The organism is Pseudomonas fluorescens group sp. PF-69, assembly GCF_054481235.1.
This window is the reverse complement of sequence record NZ_JBTMNC010000001.1, coordinates 2,511,446-2,537,705: the sequence shown is the minus strand read 5'-3', so window position 1 is coordinate 2,537,705 and position 26,260 is coordinate 2,511,446. Positions and strand designations below refer to the sequence as shown.

The 26,260-nt window shown below is 59.0% G+C and carries 22 protein-coding genes; 10 read left to right on the top strand and 12 right to left on the bottom strand.

The window, feature by feature from the left end; all coding sequences use genetic code 11:
* Positions 1-380: 380 nt before the first annotated feature.
* Positions 381-659, top strand: a complete 279-nt coding sequence (gene rpsT / locus ACX3YF_RS11700) for a 30S ribosomal protein S20 (protein WP_020798646.1) — start codon at positions 381-383, stop codon at positions 657-659.
* A 194-nt stretch (positions 660-853) separates the two neighbouring features.
* On the opposite strand, the gene ACX3YF_RS11695 is transcribed toward rpsT, so the two are convergent.
* The 5 genes from ACX3YF_RS11695 to rplU all read right to left on the bottom strand — a co-directional run bounded on the left by ACX3YF_RS11695 (position 854) and on the right by rplU (position 4,612).
* Entirely contained in the window at positions 854-1,318 is a 465-nt protein-coding gene (locus tag ACX3YF_RS11695) for a CreA family protein (RefSeq protein ID WP_008022496.1), read from the bottom strand.
* 12 nt (positions 1,319-1,330) lie between these two features.
* A complete protein-coding gene (gene proB / locus ACX3YF_RS11690; RefSeq protein ID WP_130204884.1) occupies positions 1,331-2,449 on the bottom strand; it encodes a glutamate 5-kinase in 1,119 nt (372 codons plus the stop codon).
* A 134-nt stretch (positions 2,450-2,583) separates the two neighbouring features.
* The gene (gene cgtA, locus ACX3YF_RS11685; RefSeq protein WP_130204785.1) at positions 2,584-3,807 is read right to left on the bottom strand and encodes an Obg family GTPase CgtA; all 1,224 of its coding nucleotides are present in this window, start codon (positions 3,805-3,807) and stop codon (positions 2,584-2,586) included.
* A gap of 197 nt (positions 3,808-4,004) precedes the next feature.
* Entirely contained in the window at positions 4,005-4,262 is a 258-nt protein-coding gene (gene rpmA, locus ACX3YF_RS11680; protein ID WP_003281574.1) for a 50S ribosomal protein L27, read from the bottom strand.
* Between the two features lie 35 nt (positions 4,263-4,297).
* Positions 4,298-4,612, bottom strand: a complete 315-nt coding sequence (gene rplU / locus ACX3YF_RS11675) for a 50S ribosomal protein L21 (protein WP_003176051.1) — start codon at positions 4,610-4,612, stop codon at positions 4,298-4,300.
* 240 nt (positions 4,613-4,852) lie between these two features.
* Between rplU and ACX3YF_RS11670 the strand changes: the two genes are divergently transcribed.
* The 3 genes from ACX3YF_RS11670 (at position 4,853) to ACX3YF_RS11660 (ending at position 6,826) form a co-directional block, all read left to right on the top strand.
* Positions 4,853-5,821 (top strand): polyprenyl synthetase family protein, encoded by a 969-nt coding sequence (locus ACX3YF_RS11670; RefSeq protein WP_047533460.1) that lies wholly within the window; start codon positions 4,853-4,855, stop codon positions 5,819-5,821.
* A 205-nt stretch (positions 5,822-6,026) separates the two neighbouring features.
* The gene (locus ACX3YF_RS11665) at positions 6,027-6,368 is read left to right on the top strand and encodes a zinc ribbon domain-containing protein YjdM (protein ID WP_047533463.1); all 342 of its coding nucleotides are present in this window, start codon (positions 6,027-6,029) and stop codon (positions 6,366-6,368) included.
* A 200-nt stretch (positions 6,369-6,568) separates the two neighbouring features.
* Entirely contained in the window at positions 6,569-6,826 is a 258-nt protein-coding gene (locus ACX3YF_RS11660) for a PA4570 family protein (RefSeq protein ID WP_130204783.1), read from the top strand.
* A 129-nt stretch (positions 6,827-6,955) separates the two neighbouring features.
* Here ACX3YF_RS11660 and ACX3YF_RS11655 read toward each other — a convergent pair whose 3' ends face one another.
* The 3 genes from ACX3YF_RS11655 to ACX3YF_RS11645 form a co-directional block, all read right to left on the bottom strand.
* A complete protein-coding gene (locus ACX3YF_RS11655; RefSeq protein ID WP_047533466.1) occupies positions 6,956-7,573 on the bottom strand; it encodes an FKBP-type peptidyl-prolyl cis-trans isomerase in 618 nt (205 codons plus the stop codon).
* Positions 7,574-7,694: 121 nt separating this feature from the next.
* Positions 7,695-8,003, bottom strand: a complete 309-nt coding sequence (locus ACX3YF_RS11650) for a DUF6482 family protein (RefSeq protein WP_103403500.1) — start codon at positions 8,001-8,003, stop codon at positions 7,695-7,697.
* A gap of 149 nt (positions 8,004-8,152) precedes the next feature.
* On the bottom strand, positions 8,153-8,641 hold the full coding sequence (locus ACX3YF_RS11645) for a TIGR00645 family protein (RefSeq protein WP_047533470.1): 489 nt from the start codon (positions 8,639-8,641) through the stop codon (positions 8,153-8,155).
* A gap of 169 nt (positions 8,642-8,810) precedes the next feature.
* On the opposite strand from ACX3YF_RS11645, the gene ACX3YF_RS11640 reads away from it, so the two are divergent.
* Positions 8,811-10,640 carry a hypothetical protein gene (locus ACX3YF_RS11640; protein ID WP_448647429.1) on the top strand — a complete coding sequence of 610 codons (1,830 nt, stop codon included), beginning with the start codon at positions 8,811-8,813 and terminating at the stop codon, positions 10,638-10,640.
* Between the two features lie 3 nt (positions 10,641-10,643).
* Here the strand turns inward: ACX3YF_RS11640 and ACX3YF_RS11635 are convergent, their stop codons facing one another.
* Both ACX3YF_RS11635 and ACX3YF_RS11630 read right to left on the bottom strand, forming a co-directional pair.
* Positions 10,644-10,985: a PA4575 family protein gene (locus ACX3YF_RS11635; protein ID WP_047533476.1), complete on the bottom strand. Its 342-nt coding sequence runs from the start codon at positions 10,983-10,985 to the stop codon at positions 10,644-10,646.
* Positions 10,986-11,300: 315 nt separating this feature from the next.
* Positions 11,301-13,739 (bottom strand): Lon protease family protein, encoded by a 2,439-nt coding sequence (locus ACX3YF_RS11630; protein ID WP_130204779.1) that lies wholly within the window; start codon positions 13,737-13,739, stop codon positions 11,301-11,303.
* 278 nt (positions 13,740-14,017) lie between these two features.
* On the opposite strand from ACX3YF_RS11630, the gene ACX3YF_RS11625 reads away from it, so the two are divergent.
* The 3 genes from ACX3YF_RS11625 (at position 14,018) to ACX3YF_RS11615 (ending at position 17,083) form a co-directional block, all read left to right on the top strand.
* On the top strand, positions 14,018-14,506 hold the full coding sequence (locus ACX3YF_RS11625) for a DUF3015 domain-containing protein (RefSeq protein WP_047533482.1): 489 nt from the start codon (positions 14,018-14,020) through the stop codon (positions 14,504-14,506).
* Between the two features lie 95 nt (positions 14,507-14,601).
* A complete protein-coding gene (locus tag ACX3YF_RS11620) occupies positions 14,602-16,455 on the top strand; it encodes an Lnb N-terminal periplasmic domain-containing protein (protein ID WP_130204777.1) in 1,854 nt (617 codons plus the stop codon).
* A gap of 133 nt (positions 16,456-16,588) precedes the next feature.
* Entirely contained in the window at positions 16,589-17,083 is a 495-nt protein-coding gene (locus tag ACX3YF_RS11615; protein WP_130204775.1) for a GreA/GreB family elongation factor, read from the top strand.
* Here ACX3YF_RS11615 and gdhA read toward each other — a convergent pair.
* Both gdhA and ettA read right to left on the bottom strand, forming a co-directional pair.
* A complete protein-coding gene (gene gdhA, locus ACX3YF_RS11610; RefSeq protein ID WP_130204773.1) occupies positions 17,080-18,417 on the bottom strand; it encodes an NADP-specific glutamate dehydrogenase in 1,338 nt (445 codons plus the stop codon). The genes ACX3YF_RS11615 and gdhA overlap by 4 nt on opposite strands.
* A 373-nt stretch (positions 18,418-18,790) precedes the next feature.
* Positions 18,791-20,455 (bottom strand): energy-dependent translational throttle protein EttA, encoded by a 1,665-nt coding sequence (ettA, locus tag ACX3YF_RS11605; RefSeq protein ID WP_130204771.1) that lies wholly within the window; start codon positions 20,453-20,455, stop codon positions 18,791-18,793.
* Positions 20,456-20,736: 281 nt separating this feature from the next.
* Between ettA and ACX3YF_RS11600 the strand changes: the two genes are divergently transcribed.
* Both ACX3YF_RS11600 and glyA read left to right on the top strand, forming a co-directional pair.
* A complete protein-coding gene (locus tag ACX3YF_RS11600; protein ID WP_130204769.1) occupies positions 20,737-24,585 on the top strand; it encodes a bifunctional diguanylate cyclase/phosphodiesterase in 3,849 nt (1,282 codons plus the stop codon).
* A gap of 241 nt (positions 24,586-24,826) precedes the next feature.
* Complete coding sequence (gene glyA / locus ACX3YF_RS11595; RefSeq protein ID WP_130204767.1) at positions 24,827-26,080, top strand: serine hydroxymethyltransferase; 1,254 nt, start codon at positions 24,827-24,829, stop codon at positions 26,078-26,080.
* The last annotated feature ends 180 nt before the right edge of the window (positions 26,081-26,260 follow it).

Genomic DNA, 26,260 nt, shown 5'->3' with positions numbered 1-26,260 from the left:
GTTTGTGCCTGTCGATAAACAGCAGGCGAACTGAGCGCCTACTTATGCGATACTCCGCGCCGCAACAGCACAGAGCCAAAGCTCGCGAGTTTACAGGTCGCACGCCGGAAAGAAATATTCTGTGCCACCGACCTCATGAAAACGTGACGAGCGAAGGCAAGACAAGGCGAAAACAGGCGAGAAAGCGGAGTTGACGAACGTCAATGAGCATTTCGAGACTGTTTTCAACGCTGTATTGCCGAGCGCAGTAGTTTTCAAGGGGTTAGGACCTACCACTTAGCGGAACGTTTCCTCCGCCCTTGACAACACTTCAACTCATCGGCATGATTCGCGGCCTATTTTGATTGCTATTTCCTAAAAGTCTTTCGAGGAGCTCGACGGTGGCCAACTCACCTTCCGCCAAAAAACGTGCAAAACAGGCTGAGAAGCGTCGCAGCCACAACGCCAGCCTGCGTTCCATGGTTCGTACCTACATCAAGAATGTAGTTAAGGCCATCGACGCAAAAGACGCTGAAAAAGCTCAAGCTGCTTACGTTCTGGCCGTGCCAGTTATCGACCGTATGGCCGATAAAGGCATCATCCACAAGAACAAAGCCGCTCGTCATAAGAGCCGCCTGAATGGCCACGTCAAGGCCCTGAACGTTGCCGCTGCTGCCTAAGCGACACGCTCATTAAAAAACCGACCTCAGGGTCGGTTTTTTATTGCCTGCAATTTGATGAACACACAAAAAAACTGCAGGAGCGAGCCTGCTCGCGATGGGCGTCAACGATAACACGGGGCACCAGACAGCCCGCGTCGCCCACGCGTCCATCGCGAGCAGGCTCGCTCCTACAGAGTTCGACTTACATCAGGTTATTGAGCGTGGGCCCACGGCAAAATCGGAATCGCCGTGACGGCATTCTGCGGACTGCCCTCGATCAAGCGGTCGCTGTACACCAGATACACCAGCGTATTGCGCTTCTTGTCGAGGAAACGCACCACCTGCATGGTCTTGAAGACCAGCGAAGTGCGCTCCTTGAATACTTCGTCACCATCCTTCAGCTCACCCTTGAAGCTGATCGGCCCGACCTGCCGGCAAGCAATGGACGCTTCGGCGCGATCCTCGGCCAATCCAAGACCACCCTTCACACCGCCGGTCTTGGCGCGTGAGAGATAGCAGGTCACGCCATCGACCTTGGGATCATCAAAAGCCTCGACCACGATCCGGTCATTTGGCCCAACGAACTTGAACACCGTCGAGACCTGGCCGATTTCTTCCGCCGAAGCCAGCAAGGGCATCGCCAACAGCAAGCCCAACAATCCTTTTGCCACGCGCATGCAGATATTCCTTCAGACCAGAATCAGGTTATCGCGGTGAACCAGTTCCGGCTCTGCCATGTAACCCAACAGACCGACAATCGCCTCGGACGACTGACCGATGATTTTTTGTGCTTCCAGCGCACTGTAGTTGGCCAGGCCACGGGCGATTTCACGACCGTCCGGCGCCACGCACACCACCATCTCACCGCGACGGAAGCTACCCTGAACCAGCTTGACCCCGACCGGCAGCAAGCTCTTGTTGCCCTGGGACAACGCCACCACCGCCCCCTCATCCAGCACCAACGTGCCGCGGGTTTGCAGATGCCCGGCCAGCCATTGTTTGCGCGCCGCCAGCATGCCGCGCTCAGGCGAGAGCAAGGTGCCGATGCGCTCGCCCGCCTTCAGGCGATCCAGCACGCGCTCAAGGCGCCCGCCAACGATGATCGTATGAGCACCCGAACGCGCCGCCAGACGCGCCGCGCGCAATTTGGTCTGCATGCCGCCACGCCCCAGCGCACCACCAGTGCCACCCGCTACCGCATCAAGCGCAGGATCATCGGCACGCGCTTCGTAAATCAACTTGGCGTCGGGATTGTTGCGCGGGTCGGCGTCGAACATGCCATCGCGATCGGTCAGGATCACCAGCAGATCAGCCTCGACCAGGTTGGCCACCAGTGCCGCCAACGTATCGTTGTCGCCGAAACGGATTTCGTCGGTCACCACGGTGTCGTTCTCGTTGATCACCGGAATAACCTTCAGCTCCACCAGCGCACGCAAGGTACTGCGGGCATTCAGGTAGCGCTTGCGGTCGGACAGGTCGTCGTGAGTCAGGAGAATCTGCGCAGTGTGCAGACCATGCTCGGCGAAGCTCGATTCCCAGGCCTGCACCAGCCCCATCTGGCCGATTGCAGCGGCGGCCTGAAGCTCGTGCATTGCACTGGGTCGCGTAGTCCAGCCCAGACGGCTCATGCCGGCCGCTACTGCCCCGGAGGACACCAGCACCAGCTCGACGCCCGCCTCATGCAAGGCCACCATCTGCTCAACCCAGACACCCATTGCCGCGCGATCCAGGCCCTTGCCGTCCGCCGTCAGCAAAGCGCTGCCGATCTTCACGACCCAACGCTGCGCACCTGTCACCTTGCTCCGCATCATCTTCAACCTTAGCTTGAGGGCAGCGCGACCTGGCACTGCCCATGACGTTATTCGTGGCTATTCGTGACCAACCGATTTCCAGATACCAAAACGCCGCTCAATTGAGCGGCGCTTAAGTTTATCGCAACGAATCAGTCACGCACGTAAATGATTTCCGGACCGTCTTCGTCATCCACGTCTTCTTCGTCCCAATCATCGTCGCCGATGTCGTGGACCGACTTCACGCCGCTGCGACGCAGGGCACGCTGATCGTCCAGCGCTTGCAGCTGCGCACGCGCCTCATCTTCAATGCGCTGATCGAGCTCTGCCAGCTCCTCCCGGTAGGCGGGATCATTGGCCAGACGATCAGCACGATCTTCCAGATAACGCATGATGTCGTGGCACAAGCGCTCGGTGTTCTGCTTGGCGATGGCCGAGATCACATAGACCGGACCGGTCCACTCCAGGCGATCAACGATTTCCTTGACGCGCGCATCATGCTCTTCTTCAAGAATCTGGTCGCATTTGTTCAGGATCAACCAACGATCACGCTCAGCCAGGGACGGACTGAACTTGGTCAATTCATTAACGATGACTTCTGCGGCGTCCGGGGCACTGGTGTCATCCAGCGGCGCCATGTCGACGAGGTGCAACAGCAGGCGGGTACGCGACAAGTGCTTGAGGAAGCGAATACCCAGACCAGCGCCTTCGGAAGCACCTTCGATCAGACCCGGAATGTCCGCGACCACGAAGCTTTTCCAGCGATCGACGCTGACCACACCGAGGTTTGGCACCAGCGTGGTGAACGGGTAGTCGGCAACTTTCGGCTTGGCTGCCGATACCGAACGGATAAAGGTACTTTTGCCAGCGTTCGGCAAGCCCAGCAGACCCACATCCGCCAGCACTTTCATTTCCAGCTTGAGATCACGCTGCTCGCCCGGCTTGCCCGGCGTAGTCTGGCGCGGCGCACGGTTGGTACTGGACTTGAAACGCGTGTTACCCAGACCGTGCCAGCCACCATGGGCCACCAGCAACTTCTGGCCAGCCTTGGTCAGGTCGCCGATCACTTCCTGAGTCGCGGAATCGATCACGGTGGTGCCGACCGGCACACGTAGAACCAGATCCTCACCCTTCTTGCCGGTGCAGTCGGTACTGCCGCCGTTGGAGCCACGCTCGGCATCGAAGTGCCGGGTGTAACGGTAATCCACCAGGGTATTGAGGTTTTCGTCGGCGATCATGTAGACCGAGCCGCCATCACCACCATCACCACCGTTCGGACCACCGTTCTCGATGAATTTCTCGCGCCGGAAACTCATGCAACCGTTACCGCCGTCGCCAGCCTTTACTCGAATCGATACTTCATCAACAAACTTCATAACACAACGCCTCTCGCCATACGGACGAGCCGAAAAACACTAAGACATAAGACTCTTGCAAAAATGAGCGCAGCGACCTCAATCAACGACCGCCCAGTCCAGCGCGCCGACAGCCCATACAAACAGTTTTGCAAGAGACTCACCCCACAAACGAAAAAGCCCCGTCGCGAGACAGGGCTTTTCCAGCGATCGCGCAATTAAGCTGCGACTACGCTCACGTAACGACGACCGAAGGCGCCTTTTACTTCGAACTTGATCACGCCTTCGACTTTAGCGAAGAGGGTGTGATCTTTACCCATGCCAACGCCGTAGCCAGCGTGGAATTGGGTGCCGCGCTGACGCACGATGATGTTGCCTGCTTTGATAGCCTGGCCGCCATACATCTTCACGCCAAGGCGTTTGGCTTCTGAGTCGCGACCGTTACGGGTACTACCACCAGCTTTTTTGTGTGCCATGAGTTCAATTCTCCTAGTGAGGAATTAGGCTGAAATTAAGCCTGAATACCGGTGATTTTGATCTCGGTGTACCACTGGCGGTGGCCCATACGCTTCATGTGGTGCTTACGGCGACGGAACTTGATGATGCGGACTTTATCGTGACGACCTTGGGAGATCACTTCAGCCACAACGGTAGCGCCAGCAACAACTGGAGCACCGATATTCACGTCGTCACCGTTGGCAACCAACAGAACGCGATCAAAGGTAACGGATTCGCCGGTAGCGATTTCCAGTTTTTCGATCTTCAGGTATTCACCTGGGGCGACTTTGTACTGCTTGCCGCCAGTAACGATTACTGCATAAGACATGGTATTTCTCCGATAATCCTGCTCACCCAGCTCTTTATAAGAAGAGGTATTGGCTGGCATGGCTGCATGGGGCTGGAAGGCCCGCTTGCAATTGCGTAAGGCAGGTGCTGCCCAGGAAGTTCAGGGTGCGCGATTGTACGCAAGGCACGAGCGCCTTGCAATAGGCCGTCCATCGCGCCTTGACACCTGCCCACGTGGGTCCTAGCATGCCGCGCAACCCTTCTGGAGCAACTGTCGCTGATGCAACCCCAAGCTTTCTACCGCGCGGTGGCGGACGATTTTAGCGCCGTCGACGGCATCATCAAGAAGCAGCTGACTTCCCGAGTGCCGCTGGTATCGAAAATCGGCGATTACATCACCTCGGCCGGCGGCAAACGCCTGCGCCCTTTATTAGTGTTGTTGTGCGGCAAGGCACTGGGTCGCGAAGGCGATGACCTGCGCCTGCTGGCAGCCACCATCGAATTCCTGCATACAGCGACCCTGTTGCACGATGACGTGGTGGACATGTCCGGCATGCGCCGTGGTCGCTCGACCGCCAACGCGATGTGGGGCAACGCCCCCAGCGTGCTGGTGGGCGACTTCCTGTATTCGCGCTCCTTCGAAATGATGGTCGAGCTCGGCTCCATGCCGGTGATGAAGATCCTCTCGCAAGCCACGCGCATCATCGCCGAAGGCGAAGTGCTGCAGCTGTCGAAGGTCCGTGACGCCAGCACCACCGAAGAAACCTACATGGAAGTCATCCGCGGCAAGACCGCGATGCTCTTCGAGGCCTCGACCCACAGTGCCGCAGCCCTGTGCGAAGCCACGCCGGAGCAGGCTGAAGCCATGCGCACGTTCGGCGATCATCTGGGCGTAGCCTTCCAGCTGGTCGACGACTTGCTGGACTACAAGGGCGACGCAGAAACCCTGGGCAAGAACGTCGGTGACGATCTGGCCGAAGGCAAACCGACCCTGCCGCTGATCTACACCATGCGCGAGGGCACGCCGGAACAGGCTGCACTGGTGCGCAAGGCGATCCAGAAAGGGGGTATCGAAGACCTGGAAAGCATCCGCGAAGCCGTGGAAGCCTCGGGTTCCCTGGACTACACCGCGCAACTGGCCCGCGACTACGTGGCCCGCGCGATCAAATGCCTCGAGGCGCTGCCTGCCAGCGAATACCGCGATGCCCTGGTCGAGCTGAGCGAGTTCGCGGTCGCCCGCACGCACTGACAAACACCGCAAAACACTGTGGGAGCGAGCTTGCTCGCGATAGCGTCCTTTCAGACAACAACAATGTTGAATGCAAGTACCGAATCGCGAGCAAGCTCGCTCCCACAGGCTTGATCCCCACAGGTTTTCCTGCGCTGTGCCCGCTCCCGCCTAAAACCCTATATAATGTGCGCTTTTTAGCGATCCTGAATCCAAAGGAGCCTTAGTGAGCACGTTGCCACCCTGCCCGAAATGCAATTCCGAATACACCTACGAAGATGGCGCCCAACTGATTTGCCCCGAGTGCGCCCACGAATGGTCCGCCAACGGTGAAGCCGAAGCCGTGTCCGATGACACCGTTAAAAAGGATTCGGTCGGCAATGTGCTGCAGGACGGCGACACCATCACCGTGATCAAGGACCTCAAGGTCAAGGGCACATCCCTCGTGGTCAAGGTCGGCACCAAGGTCAAGAACATCCGCCTGTGCGATGGCGATCACGATATCGACTGCAAGATCGACGGTATCGGCCCGATGAAACTCAAATCCGAGTTCGTCAGAAAAGTCTGATTCCGCTGTATTCCATCCCGCGCCAAGCGTGGGATGGTGCTTCGCCCTCCCCCATCCCGCCGCTCTCGCAGTAGCCAGGCGCCAGCCGTTTTGACCTTGCGCAGTCTTTTCCCCGCAAAAACCACAATCCGTCGATAGACGCTTGCTATTCTGCTAATAAGAATTATTCTCATTGAAACCTTTTTCAATGGAGATGACACATGACTTATTTGATCGATGCCTGGCTGGACCGCCCACACCCTTACCTGCGAATCCTGCATCGGGAAACCGGGGAAGTCTGTGCGGTGCTTGAAGAGGAAGCCTTGAGCGAACTGCAGGATCAGGGTGATCTGGACGTCAATGGCCTGAGCTGCTGCGAGCCGATGGTGCTCAAGGAACTGGTGCGCAATCTGTTTCTGTTCTGCTATGCCCGGGCCTTGCGCCCGCACACTGAACCGCACCATAAAATCGAAGTATGAAATACGTAAAACACTGTAGGAGCGAGCTCGCTCGCGATGGTTGTTCAGGCAACGCGGGCATTCAGACAGCCCGCATTATCGTTGACGTCCATCGCGAGCAGGCTCGCTCCTACAGGTAATCAGCGGGTCTTACAGTACGTCGAGCAGCTCGACGTCGAATACCAGTACGCTGTGCGGCGGAATGCTGCCAACGCCTTGCGCGCCGTAAGCCAGCTCGCTCGGCACGTACAGACGCCATTTGCTGCCGGCATTCATCAGTTGCAGGGCTTCGGTCCAGCCAGCGATCACGCCGCCGACCGGGAATTCTGCAGGCTGACCACGCTCATAGGAGCTGTCGAACACAGTGCCGTCGATCAGGGTGCCGTGGTAGTGGGTACGCACGGTGTCTTCACGGGATGGCTTGGCGCCTTCGCCGGCAGTCAGCACTTCGAACTGCAGGCCGGAAGCCAGGGTGGTGATGCCTTCACGCTTGGCGTTTTCGGCCAGGAAGGCCAGGCCTTCGCCAGCAGCCGCTTCAGCCTTGGCTGCCGCTTCGGCTTGCATGATTTCGCGGATGACCTTGAAGCTGGCGGACATTTCTTCCTGGCCCACACGGCTCGGCTTACCGGCGAATGCGTCGGTCAGACCGGCAAGGATCGCGTCCAGGCTAACGCCCGGTGGCGGGTTATCACGCAGTTGGTCGCCCAGCTGACGGCCAATACCGTAGCTGACGCGGGTTTCGTCGGTGGACAGATTTACTTCGGACATGACACTGCTCCGCTGTGCGGACGGCCCTGGAACTTGCCGTGCGTGCACAGCGCGTCCCGGAGCGCCCGGAACCAAAAGGGCCAGCAGACTAGCACAGTTGCCACGGTGTTGATCAGGGACGTCAGCCCTGTCGCGAAGAACCAAGGTCGATCGGCACCTTCAGGTGTTCTTCGACGTCACCCAGCCCGCACATCTCGTCATGGACCAAGGTGTGCACGAGGTTGAAATTCAACTTGGGAAAGGAATGCAGCACTTCACGCGCATGCTCGACAGAACGCAGGTGAAACATCTGCCCGCGAGCATCGCTCAATGGATATGCCGCGCCATGCATCCGCGCTTCCAGCAGGTAGATACCGCCTTCCATGGAGATCAGGTTCAGCTCATCGACCTTCCCGGCGACGGCATAGGCATTCAACTCTTGCAGGTTCATGAACGCACCTCACGCATTGGCGAGCCAAGACATCTACAGGGATATGCCTCGGCGCGTCAAAGCACAAGCCACAAACGATGCCGCCCGTCTGTTTGGGCAAAATCCCCTGGGGCGAACGAGCTTGCTCGCCACAAGGGGCATGCCCGGTGTCAGTGCTTGGTCAGCTTGTCCAGATAACCCATGGCAAACGCCGACACCACGAACGTCATGTGAATGATCACGTACCACTTCAAATGCTCGGGATCGACGTTTTTGGCGTCCATGAAAATCCGCAGCAAGTGGATGGAGGAAATGGCCACGATGGACGCCGCCACCTTCATCTTCAATGAAGACGAATCCATGGTGCCCAGCCAATTGAGCTTTTCCTTGTGTTCGTCGATATCCAGTTGGGAAACGAAGTTCTCGTAGCCGGAAATCATCACCATCACCAGCAAACCGCCCACCAGTGCCATGTCGATCAGCGACAGCAGCACCAGGATCAGGTCCGACTCGGCCATCGAAAAGACATTGGGAATGACGTGGAAGACTTCCTGGAAGAATTTCAGTGCCAGCGCCAACAATCCCAGGGACAGGCCGAAGTAGATCGGTGCCAGCAGCCAGCGGGATGCATACATTGCATTTTCGATAAAGCGTTCCATTGAATCTCACACGTGGTCTGAAATGGCCGCGAGTATAACAGTCGCCTGTCCATGCCCAAAAGCAGCCAGAAACCGTTGAGAAATCCGCCACCTGCGCGTATGTATCAAACTTTTTCTGCTAGTGTCCAAACTATTGACAGCCGCGTGATATCGGACAGGAAGAGTGGAAATGGATGTGCGACTAACGTTAACGAGTGCTGGCGTTTGCCTGGCCCTGCTGCTGGGCGCCTGCTCACCCGGCGAAGAGAAACGTCAGGTCAGCCTCGAGGAAAAGACCGCGCAGTTCGAAAAATCCCTGGACGCCATCACCGACCCTAAACTCAAGGATGCCGTGGCTGAACTGGGCGGCTCGCTGTTGCTGCTGGAGCGAGCGCAACTCAAGCTGGACAGCAAACCCGTGGAAACCGAGTACGGCGACGACGCCCTCGCCGTACTCAAGCACTACCCCACGCCCCAGGCCCTGGTCGATACGTACATCAACGGCCTGTTCGTGCTGCGCAAAGACTCCAGTTCCGACTACCTGATCGACCTGCAACCGGTGTTCCCCTTCAATTTCAACATTCCCGCCGCGTTCCTGTTTCCCCATGGCCTGGAATGGCAGTCGGTCACCCTGAACAACAAACGCGTCATCGCTTTCCAGCCGGAATGGTCGGAAACCGATCCTGGCATTCAATTGAGCCCGTCGAGCTCCAACCTGACCAACCCCGATGACCTGACCGTTACCTACCCGTTCATCGAAGGCCTGGACATCGACCACAAGAACCAGCCACAACCGGTGAGTCTGCAAGGCAAGCTGGAAGTCATTGCACCGCGCCGGCTCTACAGCTTCGACTTGACGAAAAAGGACGTTGGCCAGACTCGCACCAACGACAACCTCAGCGTCACCTTACTGAAGCTGACCCACAACTACGCCGAAATAGAGTTCAACAACAACGCACCGCTTGCACCCGAGATTGGCGAAACCCCACTGAACCCGCTGATCGTCCAGGCCAGGGACGCCACCGGGCAATTTCTCACGCGCTCGGGGTCAATCAACGAAACCGCCTCGCAAATCGCCTTCTATCAACAACAGCTGGCAAAAATGCAGCAGCAGAAAACCTGGACCGACGCGTTCGGGAAACAACTCGACGAAGAACAACGCGCCTTTGAAAAGCAACAAACCCACCATTATTCGAAGGTGTACTTCAACGGGCCGATCGAAACCCTCGAAGTCAGCCTGCTGGACTTTTCCGGAGCCACCGTAACGCGCAAGGACCTCAACCTGCCGGTGCGTCGCCTCGACCGCCACACCACGGAGAAAACCATCCAGCCACTGAGCTTTCCTGTGGTGGTGTATGACGACCAGGCGTCGACCTGGCTCAAGGGCGCCGCATTGACGGAGGAACAACTGAAGAAAGGGGTCAACATCAGTCAATCGGTCGATGACCCCAGCGCTGCAAGGGTCGAATTCAGTCACCTCAAAAGCTTCAATGACGAACTGCTCGGCTCGTCCTTCAACCCCGGCGACAGCCCCGTCAGTTTCTTCACCGAGGACAGTCGCGGCAAACGCGACGAGCCCATCGAACTACCCGCAGAGGCCTACCAGGTCGACCCTCTGCGCGGCACCATCACCTATGACCTGAACCTGTTTCCGGAAACACCGGCCTACGTGGTGGGCTCCATGCCGCTGTTCCTGGCCACGGTCGAGAAAAAGCCCCTCGACGTCCATCAGCTGCCCAAGGGACTTGAGCTGAAGGGCAATGCACTGGTGGTGGACCTGAAAGTGTTTCCCGATCAGGACTGGCGTTTTTTCGCCAAGGATGAGAGCGGCAACTACCTGAAGGAAATTCTGGCGGTCAACCATGATGCGAGTGCAGAAGGCCCCGGATTATTTGCCGTGCATTACTTCTACGGGCAACCCACGCAGTTGGAAACCTATCAGCGAACTGACCTCACCACCGTGCAATATGGTTTCGAGGTCAAGCTCGACAAGGCCGACACGTCCCATCTGGTCCAATAGCGCTTAATGCTCGGGCCGGAACTCGAAGCCACCGACGCTACGGCAACGACCACCGTTGATTTCCCGCAACTGGGCTTGCAGATGCAAGCACCAGATCTGCGGGTCATCGGCCAGTTCATAACCGTGCAAGGTCAGGCTTTCAACAATGGTGTCGAGTATCGACTCAGCGACAAAAGGTCCATGAAACGGGCCCTGAGCCTTGATGGCTGAAGGTTGTTCGCCCGCCATTCCGGCGGCGAAGAGTAACGTCCACATGCCCGTATCGCCCGCCAACGGCTTGATGGCGCATTCGATACGGGTCACAAGACCCAGGCATTGACGGGTGAGGCAGAGGTTGCGCGACATGGCGGCGACCCTCGTTAGATCCGGTATTCAGCCCCCACGGGAAGGCTGTCTCGATCCAGTGATTACTGTCGATATCCTTGAGCAGAGAATAGAAGAAAAGTCTGACTAGCACGTCAGGCAAGACCAGAAGGCGCCGAATGGTCATTGTGTGAATATTGACGCCAGAGTGATGGCACTTTGGGATACACACAAACAAATGTGGGAGCGAGCCTGCTCGCGATAACAGACTGACAGTCAACAAACATGCTGAATGTTAATCCGTCATCGCGTGCAGGCTCCCACAGTGGAACGGTTTAATCCCTGGATTGTTTTGTATCAGGCCGGTTTGGCTTCGACCAGTGCCTCCTGCGCCGCCTCTTTCTCGGCTTCCTTCAGATCGTCTTCGCTGATCATTTCCGCGATGACGCGCAAGCGCTCAACCACCCGCGCGTTGACACTGCCTTCTGGAAACTCGCCATTCTCATCCGGCTCACCGGCCGGCTCGCCCACCAGCAAGCTCAAGGCCTCGTCCGCCTGGCGCACCGCGTAGACATGGAACAGCCCTGCGCGCACCGCAGTCAGCACTTTTTCGTCGAGCATCAGCGTCGCGACGTTGGCATGGGGAATGATTGCCCCTTGCTCGCCGGTCAGCCCACGGGCTTCGCAGAGACGGAAGAACCCTTCGATCTTCTCGTTGACCCCGCCCACCGCCTGCACCTCACCGAACTGGTTGATGGAGCCGGTGATCGCAAAACACTGCTTGAGCGGGGTTTTCGACAGCGCCGAGATCAGCGTGCACGCCTCGCCCAGCGACGCACTGTCGCCATCGACGTAACCGTAGGATTGTTCCAGCGCAATACTCGCGGAAATCGCCAACGGGAATTCCTGGGCATAACGACTGCCCAGGTACCCGGTGAGGATCATCACGCCTTTGGAGTGAATCGGCTGACCCAGGTTGACCTCACGCTCGATGTCGACGATACCGCTGCCGCCCGGATACACCGTGGCGGAAATCCGCGCCGGCACACCGAAGGCCGAATCGCCGACTTCCAGCACCGTCAAGCCGTTGCACTTGCCGACGGCCGCGCCATCGGTGTCGATCAGGATGATCCCGGCGAGCATGTCGTCGAGAATCCGCGCCGACACACGCCCGGTACGGGTGGCCTTGGCCTTGAGCGCTCGTTCGATGTGACCGGCATCGGTCATTTCATCACTCGCCAGATGACGAATGAAATCCGCCTCGCTGACCAGCTGGAACAGATCACCAATGCGTGCCGACAAACGCCCCTGATGCTCGGCCAGGCGAGCACTGTAAGTCGCCAGCCGTGCCACCGCATCGGCGGTCAACGGCGCCATGCCTTCTTCCGAAGTACGGGTTTTGAGCAACTGGGCGAACTGTTCCAGGCTCTCGTCGACCATCGGGATATCTTCATCGAAATCCACCAGGACGCGGAACATTTCCTGGAAGTCCGGATCGAGGTCCTGCAGCGTGTAGTAAAGCTGGCGGGCACCGATGATCACGACCTTGACCTGCAATGGGATGTGTTGCGGGTTCAGGGTCACAGTGGCCAGGCGCCCCAGATCTCCGAGCGGCGATTCCATTTTCAGCTTGCGCGATTGCAGGGCGCGCTTCAGCGCGTCCCACACGAACGGCTCACTGAGCATTTTTTCCGCTTCCAGGATCAGGAAACCGCCGTTGGCCCGATGCAACGCACCCGGCCGCAGCTGGCGATAGGTGGTGTACAGCGCGCCTTGATCGGTGCTGTATTCGATCCGGCCAAACAGGTTTTCGTAAGTCGGGTGCGGCTCGAACACCACGGGCGCACCGCCGCTGGAGGCGTGACCGACCACTAGGCTCGGCGCGTACTGTTCTTCCAGCAGTTTGCGGGCGACGGCGTCAGTCTTGCTGTCGTCCACCAGTTGCTCAACCACGGTTTTGAGCAGGTACACCTGCATCGCTTGCAGGTAACCGCACACGGCGGCGTTCTCTGCGTACTTTTCCGACAACGGCGAAAGCAACGGCTGCAAGGCCAGGGTGATGGTTTCTTCGTTGAGGTGGCGCAGCTGGTTGCTCGACTCGCGCTTCCATTGCGGCAGGCTGGCCAGCTCTTCGTTCAGACGTTCTTCCAGAGCGGAAATGTCGTCATGGAAGCGTTCACGCTCGGCTTCCGGCAACTGGGCGAATTCCGCCTCGTCCAGCGCCTTGCCCTCGGCCATCGGGGTGAAGGCGATGTTGCTGCTGTCTCGGTAGAGCGCGACATCCTTCTCCAGGGCCAGACGCTCGATGATATCCAGCGCCTTGTCGTAGCGCTGGTTGAAGGCGCGGTCGATGGCACTTTTCTTTTGTTGATAGGACGGGTGCTCGAACACCGCTGGAAAGGTGGCCAGCAGGTTGTCGATCAAACCGTTGATGTCGCCGATGAAGGCACCGGCGGTACCCGACGGCAACTCCAGCGCACGGGGTTCGCGCGGCTCATCGAAGTTATTGACGTAGACCCAGTCCGCCGGGGTCTGCTGGCGTTTGGCTTCGGCCTTCAAGTAGCGTTTGACGAACGAAAACCGGCCGGTGCCGGGCTCACCCATGACGAACACGTTGTAACCGGGGCGTGGCATGGCCACACCGAACTGCAAGGCTTCGACCGCACGTTCCTGGCCAAGCACACCGCGGAAGGGCTCCAGATCATTAGTGGTAGAGAAGCTGAACTGTTCAGCGGAAAACGGACGGGTCAGCGCTTCAGGCGCTAGACGCAAGCTGGCAGCAACAGGATCAGGCATCGGGCTTCCTTACATCAGGCGGGGCAGATAGCGGCATTCTGGCGCTGCCCATGCCCGACTGGCAAGGAGCGCCTTACCCAAAGCACAGAGAAGTCGAAACCCCGGTACAGAGCCGCGCCAATTCACTGTTTTCAACGAATGTTTTGCAAAAAATCACGGAACCGCTTGATCGTGCCTAAACTCCAAACTGCGCGGCTGGACTAATAACCGGCCCAACTGGCGCCGGAACGGGCCAAACCCCCTTTTCCATTGGTACGCATCTAAAAGAGAACAAAGCTATGAAACGGATTCTTCTCGGTACTCTCTTCACCGTTGCATCCCTCAACGCCATGGCTCAGGCGCCAGGCGGTCCGGATTGCGGTTGGGGCAACATGCTGTTCGAAGGTCAGCGTGGTACTCCGGCTCACTTCCTGGCATCCACCACCAACGGCACCTCCGGTAACGCCACCTTCGGCATGACTTCCGGTACCAACGGTTGTGCGACCAACGCGTCGCTGACCTATGGCGGCAAATCCTGGTTCGCCATGAATGGCATGATGAATGAGCTGTCCGAAGACATGGCTAAAGGCCAGGGTGAAGCGCTGACCACTTACGCCGTGGTACTGGGCGTGGCGCCGGAAGACCGTGCGCACTTCGCCGCCGTCACTCACGAACACTTCCAACAGATCTTCAGCAAAGCCGACGTGACCGCTGAAGATGTGCACACCAACACCCTGGCCGTTCTGAAAAACGACCCTCGTCTGGCCAAGTACGCCACCCAAGCTTAAGCTCGACTCCACCCCGCTTCTTCAGGGAAGCGGGTTTTGTTTTTTGGACCTGCCCCTCTTTGGGTCTTTGTTTTTTTCGAATTAAGTTGCCACTTATGCTCAAACGCCTTGCCTGGCTGGCGCTCAGTATCTGCGCCCCGCTGTCCGCCGCGTCTCAAGTCGATCCACAACGTTTGCAGCAACTGGCCAACGACCCTTTCTGGATTTCCCTGGGTCATTACGAAACCGCCAAGCTCGGCGGCTGGCGCAGCTACGTCAGTGACAAAAAATTCTTCCTCGCCGCCGATGGCAATGAACACCCTGATCACGAACTGGCGGCCACCGTGCAAGCGCTGTATGCCCCGGCCAGTGCTGGCGAACAGCATGCCCAATGCGTTTACCCGGCCCGCACCCGCTGGCTGAAAGCGCAGCTCAACCTGACGGACCTGCCGACCGTGGACTGCGCTGAGTTCAAGCAGTGGTTCAAGGATGTTTCGCCCCACAGCGCGGTAATGATTTTTCCGGCTGCCTACCTGAACAGCCCCTCGTCGATGTTCGGCCACACCCTGTTGCGCATCGATCAGGCTGACGTACAGACCGACAAGACTTCACTGCTCAGCTACGCGATCAACTTCGGCGCGTATATCGAAGGTTCTGACAACAGCATCCTGTACGCCTGGAAAGGCTTGATGGGCGGGTATCCCGGCCTGTTTGCGCTGGTGCCCTACCAGGAAAAACTCTCGGAATACCGCAGCCTGGAAAACCGTGACCTGTGGGAATACCGCCTCAACCTGACCCAGGCAGAAACGGCGCGCATGGTCGAGCACGTCTGGGAACTGAAACAGATCAAGTTCGACTATTTCTTCTTCGACGAAAACTGTTCCTATCGCCTGCTGGAGCTGCTGCAAGTGGCTCGCCCGAGCCTGAGCCTGACCGAACAATTCCCCCTGACGGCCATTCCCACCGACACCGTCAAAGCGGTGAAAGAGGCCGGGCTGGTGGAGTCCATTCAATATCGGCCGTCGCGTGAACGGGAACTGCTGAGCCGCGCCGAACCGCTGACCGCCGAAGAACAACAGTGGGTGCTGGAGGTCAGCGCCGACCAGAATCAGTTGCAGGCCCCGGCGTTCAAGGCACAGCCCCGCGACCGCCAGGCGCTGATCATCGACGCCGCTTATCGACTGGAGCGCTACCGGGCCAATGGCCAGGAACGCGACCCCGCACGGGCCCAGCGCAGCTTCGAACTGCTGCGGGCGATCAATCAGAACCCGGCGCCGGAACTGGACATCCCGCAACCTGGCCTGCCGGAGGACGGTCACGAATCCCGCACCTGGCAGGCCGGTCTCGGCACCCGGGGCGACAAGGCGTTTGGTGAATACGGCCTGCGCATGGCCTACCACGACCTCAACGACAACGCCGAAAGTTTCCCCCTCGGCGCGCAGATCGAAATCCTCCAGCTCAAATTGCGCCAGTACGAAGGCAATGACTGGCAGTTACAGCAACTGGATCTGGCGACCATCCGCTCCCTGACACCGCGCAATGAGTTGCTGCAACCGCTGTCGTGGCAGGTCACCGGCGGTCTGGAGCGGGTCCCGGGCAAACATGACGACGAAACCCTGGTCAGCCACGTTAACGGCGGTGGCGGTGGCACCTGGCAACTGGGCGACGACCTGCTGGGTTTTGCCTTGGGAACGGTGCGGATCGAGCACAACAATGACTTCGCCGGTTTTATCGCCCCGGCGGCGGGTTTCAACACGGGCCTGCTGTGGAAAAACCCGCTGGGCAACTTCAGTCTTGAGGCCAAGGGCGATTACTTCACCAATGGCGAAGTGCGCCGTGGCCTGAGCCTGAACCAGCAGTGGGAACTGTCGCGCAACCTGGGCTTGCGCCTGAGCGCCCAGCGCGAATTCAGCCACCTGGCCACGCCCGAGAACGAAGTGATGCTTGAGGTGAAGTGGTATCACTACTAGCTCACACGCCGCGCGCCACCCTGTGGGAACGGACGTGCTGTGCGGGCCATTCACTCGCCACAGGTCGCTGACAGACATCCCACGAAACTAAAAGCCTGCAACCATGGCCCAAATCCTATATCGGGAGAAAACCATGAGTCGTGCCTTCGTCAATGAAGATAATGCCGCCGCGCAAGCCGATCAGCCGGTCGAACGGCAGGTCAGTGTGCAACCCAATTACGTTACGCCCTCAGGCCTGACCCAGTTGCAGGCGAAGGTCGCGCAGTTGCAAACCCTGCTGGGAGAACTGAACGCCCTGGGTGAGCTGGCCGACAAGCAGCGCGAAGCTGATCTTCAGCGCGACTTGAGGTATTTCAGCCAGCGCCTGCAAAGCGCCCAAGTCGTCACCCCCGCCAGTTCGACGACGAAGGTGCAGATCGGCAGCCGCGTGACGTTCGCAGACGAGCACAGCCACGAACAAACCGTGCAATTGGTCGGTGAGGACCAGGCCGACGCGGCAGCCGGCCTGATCAACTGGAGTTCACCCCTGGGCCGGGCGTTGCTCGGGGCACAACTGGGCGATGAGGTGCTGTGGCAACGCCCCGCTGGCGATCAACTGATCGAGATCATCCGCATCCAACCGGCTTAAACCACGCCTTGGGCGAGCATGGCGTCGGCGACTTTGACGAAGCCGGCGATGTTCGCGCCCTTGACGTAGTTGACCTGGCCGTTCTCTTCCCCGTAATGCACGCACGCATGGTGAATCGACTGCATGATCGCGTGAAGCTTGCTGTCCACTTCACCGCCGGTCCACAGCAGGCGCATGGCATTCTGCGACATCTCCAGCCCGCTCACCGCCACGCCGCCGGCGTTCGACGCCTTGCCCGGCGCGAACAAGATGCCCGCCTCGATGAACAGGTCCACAGCCTCCAGGGTGGTTGGCATGTTCGCCCCTTCCGCCACACAGGTGCAGCCATTGCGCAGCAGCGCACGGGCCGCCTCGGCATCCAGTTCATTTTGCGTGGCGCATGGCAGCGCTATGTCGCAGCTCAGCCCCCAAGGGTGCTGGCCGGCGAGGAACTCCAGGCCAAAACGACCCGCCAATTCGCTGATGCGTCCACGCTGGACGTTTTTCAGTTCAAGCACCGCTTGCCATTGCGCTTCGGTCAAACCGCTTTCGCAATACAGCGTGCCTTCGGAATCGGACAGCGAAATCACCTTGCCGCCCAGATCCATGACCTTGCGCGCAGCGTACTGCGCGACGTTGCCCGACCCTGAAATCGCCACGCGTTTGCCTTCGACGGTTTGACCACGACGCTTGAGCATTTCTTCGGCGAAGTACACGCAACCGAAACCGGTGGCCTCGGGGCGAATCAGGCTGCCGCCGTAGCTCGGTCCCTTGCCGGTCAGCACGCTGGTGAACTGGTTGCTCAGGCGTTTGTACTGGCCGAACAGGAAACCGATCTCGCGGGCACCGACGCCGATATCACCGGCCGGCACATCAACGTCGGCGCCGATATGACGATACAGCTCGCTCATGAAGGCCTGGCAGAAGCGCATGACCTCCGCGTCGCTCTTGCCTTTAGGGTCAAAGTCCGAGCCCCCCTTGCCGCCGCCCATGGGCAACGACGTCAGCGAGTTCTTGAAGGTCTGCTCGAAGGCCAGGAACTTCAACACCCCGAGATTCACCGAAGGATGGAAACGCAAACCGCCCTTGTACGGGCCGATGGCGCTGTTCATCTGGATACGGAAACCGCGATTGACCTGGACCTTGCCCTGATCATCGACCCAGGAAACCCGAAAGACGATCGCCCGCTCCGGCTCGCAAATGCGCTCCAGGATGCCGGAAGTCAGATAGTGCGGATTGGCTTCGAGAAAGGGCCACAAACTGCGCAGGACTTCTTCGACGGCCTGGTGGAATTCAGGCTGATCCGGGTCGCGTTTTTTCAGGCGGGCAAGGAAGGATTCGACGGATTCGATCATGGAAAAGTCTCGGCAAATTTTTTGTCGTAGGAAGCGTTTGGGCCGGACTGTAACAAACGATTCGCGCACAGGAACAGAGCAAAATGTCGCATTTGTGAAATTAAATGGTGCACAGGATATAAATCAGGAGAGATTTCCGGCCTTTTTTGCACCTGAATGGTGAGATCGAATCCAAGTTTTGCACCAACAGTTATACCGCCATCGCTGGCAAGCCAGCTCCCACAGTTTCAGCGGCGGTCACACATTCCGGGCACAACACAAACCCTGTGGGAGCTGGCTTGCCAGCGATGAATCCAACTCGGTCCCGCTGAAAAAAAACGGGCAAAAAAAAACGGAGCCCGAAGGCTCCGTTTTTTCATGCCGCCAACCCGAATCAGGCCAGCTTCTTGTGCCGTACCCGATGCGGCTGGGCAGCCGCTTCGCCGAGGCGTTTTTTGCGATCGGCTTCGTACTCGGTGTAGTTGCCTTCGAAGAACACCGCTTGCGAGTCGTCTTCGTACGCCAGGATGTGAGTGGCGACGCGGTCAAGGAACCACCGATCGTGAGAGATCACAATGGCAGCGCCCGGGAAGTCCAGCAGGGCTTCTTCCAGGGAACGCAGGGTTTCAACGTCGAGGTCGTTGGACGGTTCGTCGAGCAGCAGCACGTTGCCGCCCTCTTTCAGGGTCAGGGCCAGGTGCAAGCGACCGCGCTCACCACCGGACAGGTCCTTGACGAACTTCTGCTGATCGCCGCCCTTGAAGTTGAAGCGACCGACGTAGGTACGCGACGGGATCTCGTAGTTGCCGATGCGGATCTGGTCGGAGCCATCGGAGATTTGCTGGAACACGGTCTTGCTGCCGTCCAGGTCTTCGCGGCTCTGGTCGACGCACGCCAGCTGCACGGTTTCGCCGACTTCGATGCTGCCCGAATCCGGCGTTTCCTTACCCATCAGCATGCGGAACAGGGTCGATTTACCGGCACCGTTACCGCCGATCACACCGACGATGGCGCCTTTAGGCATGGAGAACGACAGGTTGTCGATCAGCACGCGATCGCCGTAGCCCTTGGTGACGTTCTTGAACTCGATGACCTTGTCGCCCAGGCGCGGACCGGCCGGGATGTAGATCTCGTTGGTTTCGCTGCGCTTCTGGAATTCCTGCGATTGCATTTCCTCGAAGCGTTGCAGACGAGCCTTGGATTTCGACTGGCGGGCCTTGGCGCCTTTGCGCACCCACTCCAGTTCTTCCTTCATGGCCTTTTCGTGGGCCGACTGCTGCTTGGACTCCTGGGCCAGACGATCGGACTTGGCTTCCAGCCAACCCGAATAGTTGCCCTCGTAAGGAATGCCCGCGCCACGGTCGAGTTCGAGGATCCAGCCAGCCACGTTGTCCAGGAAGTAACGGTCGTGCGTGATCGCTACCACGGTGCCCGGGAAGTCGTGCAGGAAGTGCTCCAGCCAGGCGACGGAATCGGCGTCCAGGTGGTTGGTCGGTTCGTCGAGCAATAGCATGTCGGGGGCGGACAGCAGCAGGCGGCACAGGGCCACACGACGCTTCTCGCCACCGGACAGGTGTTCGACTTTGGCATCCCAGGCCGGCAGACGCAGTGCATCGGCGGCGACTTCCAGTTGGCGATCCAGGTTGTGACCGTCGCTGGCCTGCAGGATCGCTTCGAGCTTGGCCTGTTCGGCAGCCAGTTTGTCGAAGTCGGCATCCGGATCGGCATAGGCAGCGTAGACCTCGTCCAGGCGCGCTTGCGCGTCCTTGATCACGCTGACGGCTTCCTCGACCACTTCACGCACGGTCTTGGTCGGATCCAGTTGCGGCTCTTGCGGGAGGTAGCCGATGTTCAGGTCCGGCATCGGACGGGCTTCGCCGTCGAACTCGGTGTCGACGCCCGCCATGATTTTCAGCAGCGTGGATTTACCCGAACCGTTGAGGCCGAGCACGCCGATCTTGGCGCCAGGAAAGAAGGACAAGGAGATGTTTTTCAGGATTTCCCGCTTCGGCGGCACAACTTTGCCCAGCCGATGCATGGTGAATACGTATTGAGCCATGGAGAACCTAGGGTCAGTGACAGATGAATGATCAGGGCTCAGGCGATGCCTGGCCAGGCCGTGCGCGTCGCCCGATTGAAAGCGTTCAAGGTGGTGCGCGCTGAAAAAGCCCTGGGAGCTGGAACGCTCCCGCGTAACCGGCAAAGCTACCTGAATGACAGATGGCCGTCCAGCCGAGCGGGACTGGCACTTTGCCACAACTCAAGGCATGCTAGCCGCCCTTCGGGCGTCCGGCTTATAGTGCACGTCGCGCCAGTCAAGCCAAACCGCAGGATCAAAGTTTGTCCAACGTCCCTCCGCCCCTGACCACCAGCGCACCGATAACGGCGCCCGGCTCTCCCCTGCGCGGAACGCTCATAGGCGCGCTGGCGACGCTTGTACTATTGCTGCTCGCGTTGCTGTTCTGGCAGCTGCTGGATCAGTTGCGCGAAACACAGAAAAACCAGCGTCAGTACACCATCGACTACACCGCTGATCTGGCCGCACAAGTTAGCCTGAACATGGCGCTCAACGCGCAGATCGCCCTTAACCTGCTACCGATCGTCGAACAACCGCAAAGTCCCGACGAACAGCAGGAGCTGCTGCGCAAACTGCAAAAGTCCCTGCCCGACCTGGTCAGCCTGGCATTGCTCAGCCCGTCCGGAATCATCCTCAATGACAGCGCCGCGAACAGCGAAGACGCCAATTTCCTGAGCGAACTGGTCCGGCGCAGCGGTGCCCAGCGTCACTACTTCAGCAATGCCATCGACGGCTCGGTGGTGCATCTGCTGTTGCATCAGGCCAGCGGCAGTACCCGTGGCTACTGGGCCTTGCGCCTGAAGCCGACATTTCTTTCGTCACTGACCCATCTGAATGAAGTGGCCGGCCGACCGCAGTGGCTGGTGGAAAACCGCTTCAACCACCAGATCATCAGTCGCGATGAAGCGCTTCCCCTGGTCAACCCGGGCACGCTGACCCAGGACGATGTGGCCAACAGCGTGCTGACCGTGCCCTTGAGCAGCAGCGACTGGCAACTACGTGGATTGTTCGATCGGCAACGTGTACTTGAAGAACTGCTGCCGGTCTTCATTGGCAAGTGCCTGCTGGGCCTGGCCTTTTCCATGCTGCCGTTTATCGTCTTGCTGAACATGCGCCGCCGCCAGTGCCAGTTGCACGAAGGGCGTCGACGCTATCAGGAGATCTTCGAAGGCACCGGCGTCGCGCTGTGCGTGCTCAACATGTCCGGCCTCAAAAACGCATTCGACAAGGCTCAATTGCAGAACAACGAGCAACTGCAAGCGTGGCTGGCGGTCCCGCAAAAGCGCCAGCAATTGTTGCAGGAATTGCGCATCACCGAAGTCAATCAGGTTGCACTGCAACTGCTCAACGTCACGACCCCCGCTCAAGCCTGGAAGTTGCTGATCGACGGCAACCCGCTTGGGGACAGTGCCATTGGCAATCAGGTGCTCGAGGCGGTCCTCAACCAACAGAAGCAGCTTGAACTGGAAATCAAACTGGAGAACGCCAGTGGTCGGGACCAGCATCTGTGGCTGGTGCTGCGCCTGCCGGAAAATCCCGAGGACTACAAAGCGGTGATCCTGAGCATCACCGACATCACCAGCCGTAAACTCATCGAGCTGTCTCTGCTGGAGCGCGAAGGATTCTGGTCCGACGTGGTGAGAACCGTGCCCGATCACTTGTACGTGCAGGACGTGATCAGCCAACGAATGATCTTCAGCAACCACCATCTGGGCCAGACGCTGGGATACAACCGCACCGAACTGCAACAGATGGGCGAGTATTTCTGGGAAATCCTCCTGCACCCCGAAGACGCCGACTTCTATCACCGTTCGCGCCAGATCCAGAGACAAGCCGGTTATCGGCAATTGATGCAGTGTCAGTTGCGCTTCCGTCACCGCAACGGCGGATGGCGGCGCTTCGAGATTCGCGAGCAGGCTCTGGCACGGGACAAGAACGACCAGGTCACGCGGATTATCGGCGTAGCCAAGGACATCACCGACCAGATCGAAGCCAGTGAATCCCTGCGCGACAGCGAACAGCGTTACCGGATGCTCGCGGAAAGCATCAGCGACGTGATTTTCTCCACCGATAGCCGTTTGGCACTCAACTATGTCAGCCCGTCGGTGCAATCGGTGCTGGGCTACGACGTCGAGTGGATTTTCAACAATGGCTGGCAATCGACCATCGCCAACCCGCAGCAGTTGACCGGCATATTCCAGCTCATGGACCGGGTCAGCAAAGCGCTGGATAAACCCGATCAACTGGCATTGTTGCGCAGCCAGGTGCAGACCCAATTGTTCCTGTTCGACTGCCTGCGGGCCGACGGGCGCAAGATTCCCATCGAGTTGCGGCTGGTGCTGGTCTGGGATGAGCACGGTGCATTTGAAGGCGTATTGGGGGTCGGTCGCGATATCAGCCAGCAACGCCGCGCCGAGAAAGACCTGCGCATGGCGGCTACGGTTTTTGAACACTCGACCTCGGCGATCCTGATCACCGACCCGGCCGGCTATATCGTCCAGGCCAACGAGGCGTTCAGCCGCGTCAGTGGTTATGCGGTGGAGCAAGTACTCGACCAGTTGCCGAACATGCTGACCGTCGACGAGCAGCAGGAAGCCCATCTGCGTTATGTACTCAAGCAACTGAGCCAGCACAGCACCTGGGAAGGCGAAGTCTGGCTCAAGCGCCGCAATGGTGAGCACTATCCGGCCTGGGTCGGCATCACCGCCGTTCTGGATGATGAGGGCGATCTGGCCAGTTACGTGTGTTTCTTCACCGACATCAGTGAGCGCAAGGCCAGCGAGCAGCGGATTCACCGCCTCGCCTATTACGACGCCCTGACGCACCTGCCCAACCGCACATTGTTCCAGGACCGTCTGCACACCGCATTGCAAGCGGCGGAACGGCAAAAGTCCTGGGTGGTGCTGATGTTCCTCGACCTGGACCGCTTCAAGCCGATCAACGACTCCCTGGGCCATGCCGCCGGTGATCGCATGCTCAAGGACATGGCCACGCGCCTGCTCGGTTGCGTCGACGATGACGACACCGTGGCGCGCATGGGTGGCGACGAGTTCACTTTGCTCCTGCAACCGCGAGCCAACCGCCAAATCGCCTTGAACCGGGCGATTCATGTGGCAGAGCAGATACTCGCCAGCCTGGTGAAACCCTTTGTACTCGAAGGCCGCGAATTCTTCGTGACCGCCAGTATCGGGATCGCCCTCAGCCCGCAGGACGGTAACGAACTCAGCCAGTTGATGAAGAACGCCGACACCGCGATGTACCACGCCAAGGAAAGAGGCAAGAACAACTTCCAGTTCTACCAGGCGGACATGAACGCCAGTGCCCTGGAGCGACTGGAGCTGGAAAGCGACTTGCGCCACGCCCTGGAGCAAAACGAATTCGTGCTGTATTACCAGCCACAATTCAGTGGCGACGGCAAACGCTTGACCGGCACCGAAGCCCTGCTGCGCTGGCGCCATCCACGACGTGGCCTGGTGCCGCCGGGGGACTTCATTCCGGTGCTCGAAGAACTCGGTTTGGTGGTGGATGTCGGCGACTGGGTGATCAGCGAGGCTTGTCGCCAGCTGAAAAACTGGCACCAGACCAAGGTGCGCGTGCCGAAGGTCTCGGTGAACATTTCCGCCCGGCAGTTCTCGGATGGTCAGCTCGGTACGCGGATCGCCACCATTCTCAAGGAAACCGGCCTGCCGCCGGCCTGCCTGGAACTGGAGTTGACCGAGAGTATCCTGATGCGCGAAGTCTGCGAGGCGATGCAGATCCTCGACGGCCTGAAGAACCTCGGCCTGAGCATTGCGGTCGACGACTTCGGCACCGGGTATTCATCGCTCAACTACCTCAAGCAGTTCCCGATCGACGTACTGAAAATCGACCGAACCTTCGTCGACGGCCTGCCCTCGGGTGAACAGGATGCACAGATTGCCCGCGCGATCATCGCCATGGCCCACAGTCTCAACCTGGCAGTGATCGCCGAGGGCGTGGAAACCCAGGAACAACTGGATTTCCTGCGCGAACACGGTTGCGATGAGGTTCAAGGCTACCTGTTCGGCCGCCCGATGCCGGCCAACAAGTTTGCATCGCAGTTCAGCAATGATGCGTTGTTCATGTTTGACTGAAGTTTTTCGGTGCTGCTGCTGTCCCTATCGCGAGCAGGCTCGTTCCCACAGTGGATTTTCGGTGTTCGCGCACAACGCTAAACCCTGTGGGAGCGAGCCTGCTCGCGAAGAGGCAGGCATGATCACCGCCGATCCCCGCATGAACACCACTTGTCTGCGACATGATGTCGTTTCATATGCCATCTAAAACCCATTGGGTTAGAATGCCCCCCTTTTCCGCCCCCGATCCTTGAGGACCGCCATGTTCAGCCGTGATTTGACTATTGCCAAGTACGACGCCGATCTCTTTGCCGCCATGGAGCAAGAAGCTCAGCGCCAGGAAGAGCACATTGAGCTGATCGCTTCGGAAAACTACACCAGCCCTGCGGTGATGGAAGCTCAAGGCTCGGTACTGACCAACAAGTACGCCGAAGGCTACCCGGGCAAGCGCTACTACGGTGGCTGCGAGTACGTCGACGTGGTCGAGCAACTGGCCATCGACCGCGCAAAAGAGCTGTTCGGTGCCGATTACGCCAACGTCCAGCCACACGCTGGCTCCCAGGCCAACGCCGCTGTTTACCTGGCCCTGCTGTCGGCTGGCGACACCATCCTGGGCATGAGCCTGGCCCACGGTGGTCACCTGACCCACGGTGCCAGCGTTTCGTCCTCCGGCAAGCTGTACAACGCCATCCAGTACGGCATCGACGGCAACGGCCTGATCGACTACGACGAAGTCGAGCGCCTGGCGGTTGAGCACAAGCCGAAAATGATCGTGGCCGGTTTCTCTGCCTACTCGCAGATCCTGGACTTCCCGCGTTTCCGCGCAATCGCCGACAAGGTGGGCGCCTACCTGTTCGTCGACATGGCCCACGTGGCCGGTCTGGTCGCCGCTGGCGTCTACCCGAACCCGGTTCCTTTCGCTGACGTCGTGACCACCACCACCCACAAGACCCTGCGCGGTCCACGTGGCGGCCTGATCCTGGCTCGCGCCAACGCCGACATCGAGAAAAAGCTGAACTCCGCCGTGTTCCCGGGCGCCCAGGGTGGCCCGCTGGAGCACGTGATCGCAGCCAAGGCGATCTGCTTCAAGGAAGCGCTGCAGCCTGAGTTCAAGGTTTACCAGCAACAAGTGGTGAAAAACGCCAAGGCCATGGCCGGTGTGTTCATCGAACGCGGTTTTGACGTTGTATCGGGCGGTACTGAAAACCACCTGTTCCTGCTGTCGCTGATCAAGCAGGAAATCTCCGGTAAAGACGCTGACGCCGCGCTGGGCAAGGCGTTCATCACCGTGAACAAAAACTCCGTGCCAAACGACCCACGCTCCCCGTTCGTCACCTCCGGCCTGCGCTTCGGCACTCCGGCCGTGACCACTCGCGGCTTCAAGGAAGCAGAGTGCAAGGAACTGGCTGGCTGGATCTGCGACATCCTGGCTGACCTGAACAACGAAGCGGTGATCGACGCCGTTCGTGAGAAAGTCAAAGCCATCTGCAAGAAGCTGCCGGTATACGGTGCTTGATAAGCCCCGCTAGACCGCAGTAAAAGAACCGGCCAGAGATGGCCGGTTTTTTATTGTCAGAATTAATACAAGCAATGCACCAATAAAACGACCCACAAATAACTCAGACCGCTCATTCCAACACCGCCCAATTTAAACCCTTGCAACACACACAACTCCAAGAACCCACAAAAACCACTT

Coding starts and splice junctions, on each gene's coding strand:
- ACX3YF_RS11695 (WP_008022496.1), bottom strand. CDS start 1,318: ATGCGCGTGGCAAAAGGATTGTTGGGCTTGCTGTTGGCGATGCCCTTG.
- proB (WP_130204884.1), bottom strand. CDS start 2,449: ATGCGGAGCAAGGTGACAGGTGCGCAGCGTTGGGTCGTGAAGATCGGC.
- cgtA (WP_130204785.1), bottom strand. CDS start 3,807: ATGAAGTTTGTTGATGAAGTATCGATTCGAGTAAAGGCTGGCGACGGC.
- rpmA (WP_003281574.1), bottom strand. CDS start 4,262: ATGGCACACAAAAAAGCTGGTGGTAGTACCCGTAACGGTCGCGACTCA.
- rplU (WP_003176051.1), bottom strand. CDS start 4,612: ATGTCTTATGCAGTAATCGTTACTGGCGGCAAGCAGTACAAAGTCGCC.
- ACX3YF_RS11670 (WP_047533460.1), top strand. CDS start 4,853: ATGCAACCCCAAGCTTTCTACCGCGCGGTGGCGGACGATTTTAGCGCC.
- ACX3YF_RS11660 (WP_130204783.1), top strand. CDS start 6,569: ATGACTTATTTGATCGATGCCTGGCTGGACCGCCCACACCCTTACCTG.
- ACX3YF_RS11655 (WP_047533466.1), bottom strand. CDS start 7,573: ATGTCCGAAGTAAATCTGTCCACCGACGAAACCCGCGTCAGCTACGGT.
- ACX3YF_RS11650 (WP_103403500.1), bottom strand. CDS start 8,003: ATGAACCTGCAAGAGTTGAATGCCTATGCCGTCGCCGGGAAGGTCGAT.
- ACX3YF_RS11645 (WP_047533470.1), bottom strand. CDS start 8,641: ATGGAACGCTTTATCGAAAATGCAATGTATGCATCCCGCTGGCTGCTG.
- ACX3YF_RS11640 (WP_448647429.1), top strand. CDS start 8,811: ATGGATGTGCGACTAACGTTAACGAGTGCTGGCGTTTGCCTGGCCCTG.
- ACX3YF_RS11635 (WP_047533476.1), bottom strand. CDS start 10,985: ATGTCGCGCAACCTCTGCCTCACCCGTCAATGCCTGGGTCTTGTGACC.
- ACX3YF_RS11630 (WP_130204779.1), bottom strand. CDS start 13,739: ATGCCTGATCCTGTTGCTGCCAGCTTGCGTCTAGCGCCTGAAGCGCTG.
- ACX3YF_RS11625 (WP_047533482.1), top strand. CDS start 14,018: ATGAAACGGATTCTTCTCGGTACTCTCTTCACCGTTGCATCCCTCAAC.
- ACX3YF_RS11620 (WP_130204777.1), top strand. CDS start 14,602: ATGCTCAAACGCCTTGCCTGGCTGGCGCTCAGTATCTGCGCCCCGCTG.
- ACX3YF_RS11615 (WP_130204775.1), top strand. CDS start 16,589: ATGAGTCGTGCCTTCGTCAATGAAGATAATGCCGCCGCGCAAGCCGAT.
- gdhA (WP_130204773.1), bottom strand. CDS start 18,417: ATGATCGAATCCGTCGAATCCTTCCTTGCCCGCCTGAAAAAACGCGAC.
- ettA (WP_130204771.1), bottom strand. CDS start 20,455: ATGGCTCAATACGTATTCACCATGCATCGGCTGGGCAAAGTTGTGCCG.
- glyA (WP_130204767.1), top strand. CDS start 24,827: ATGTTCAGCCGTGATTTGACTATTGCCAAGTACGACGCCGATCTCTTT.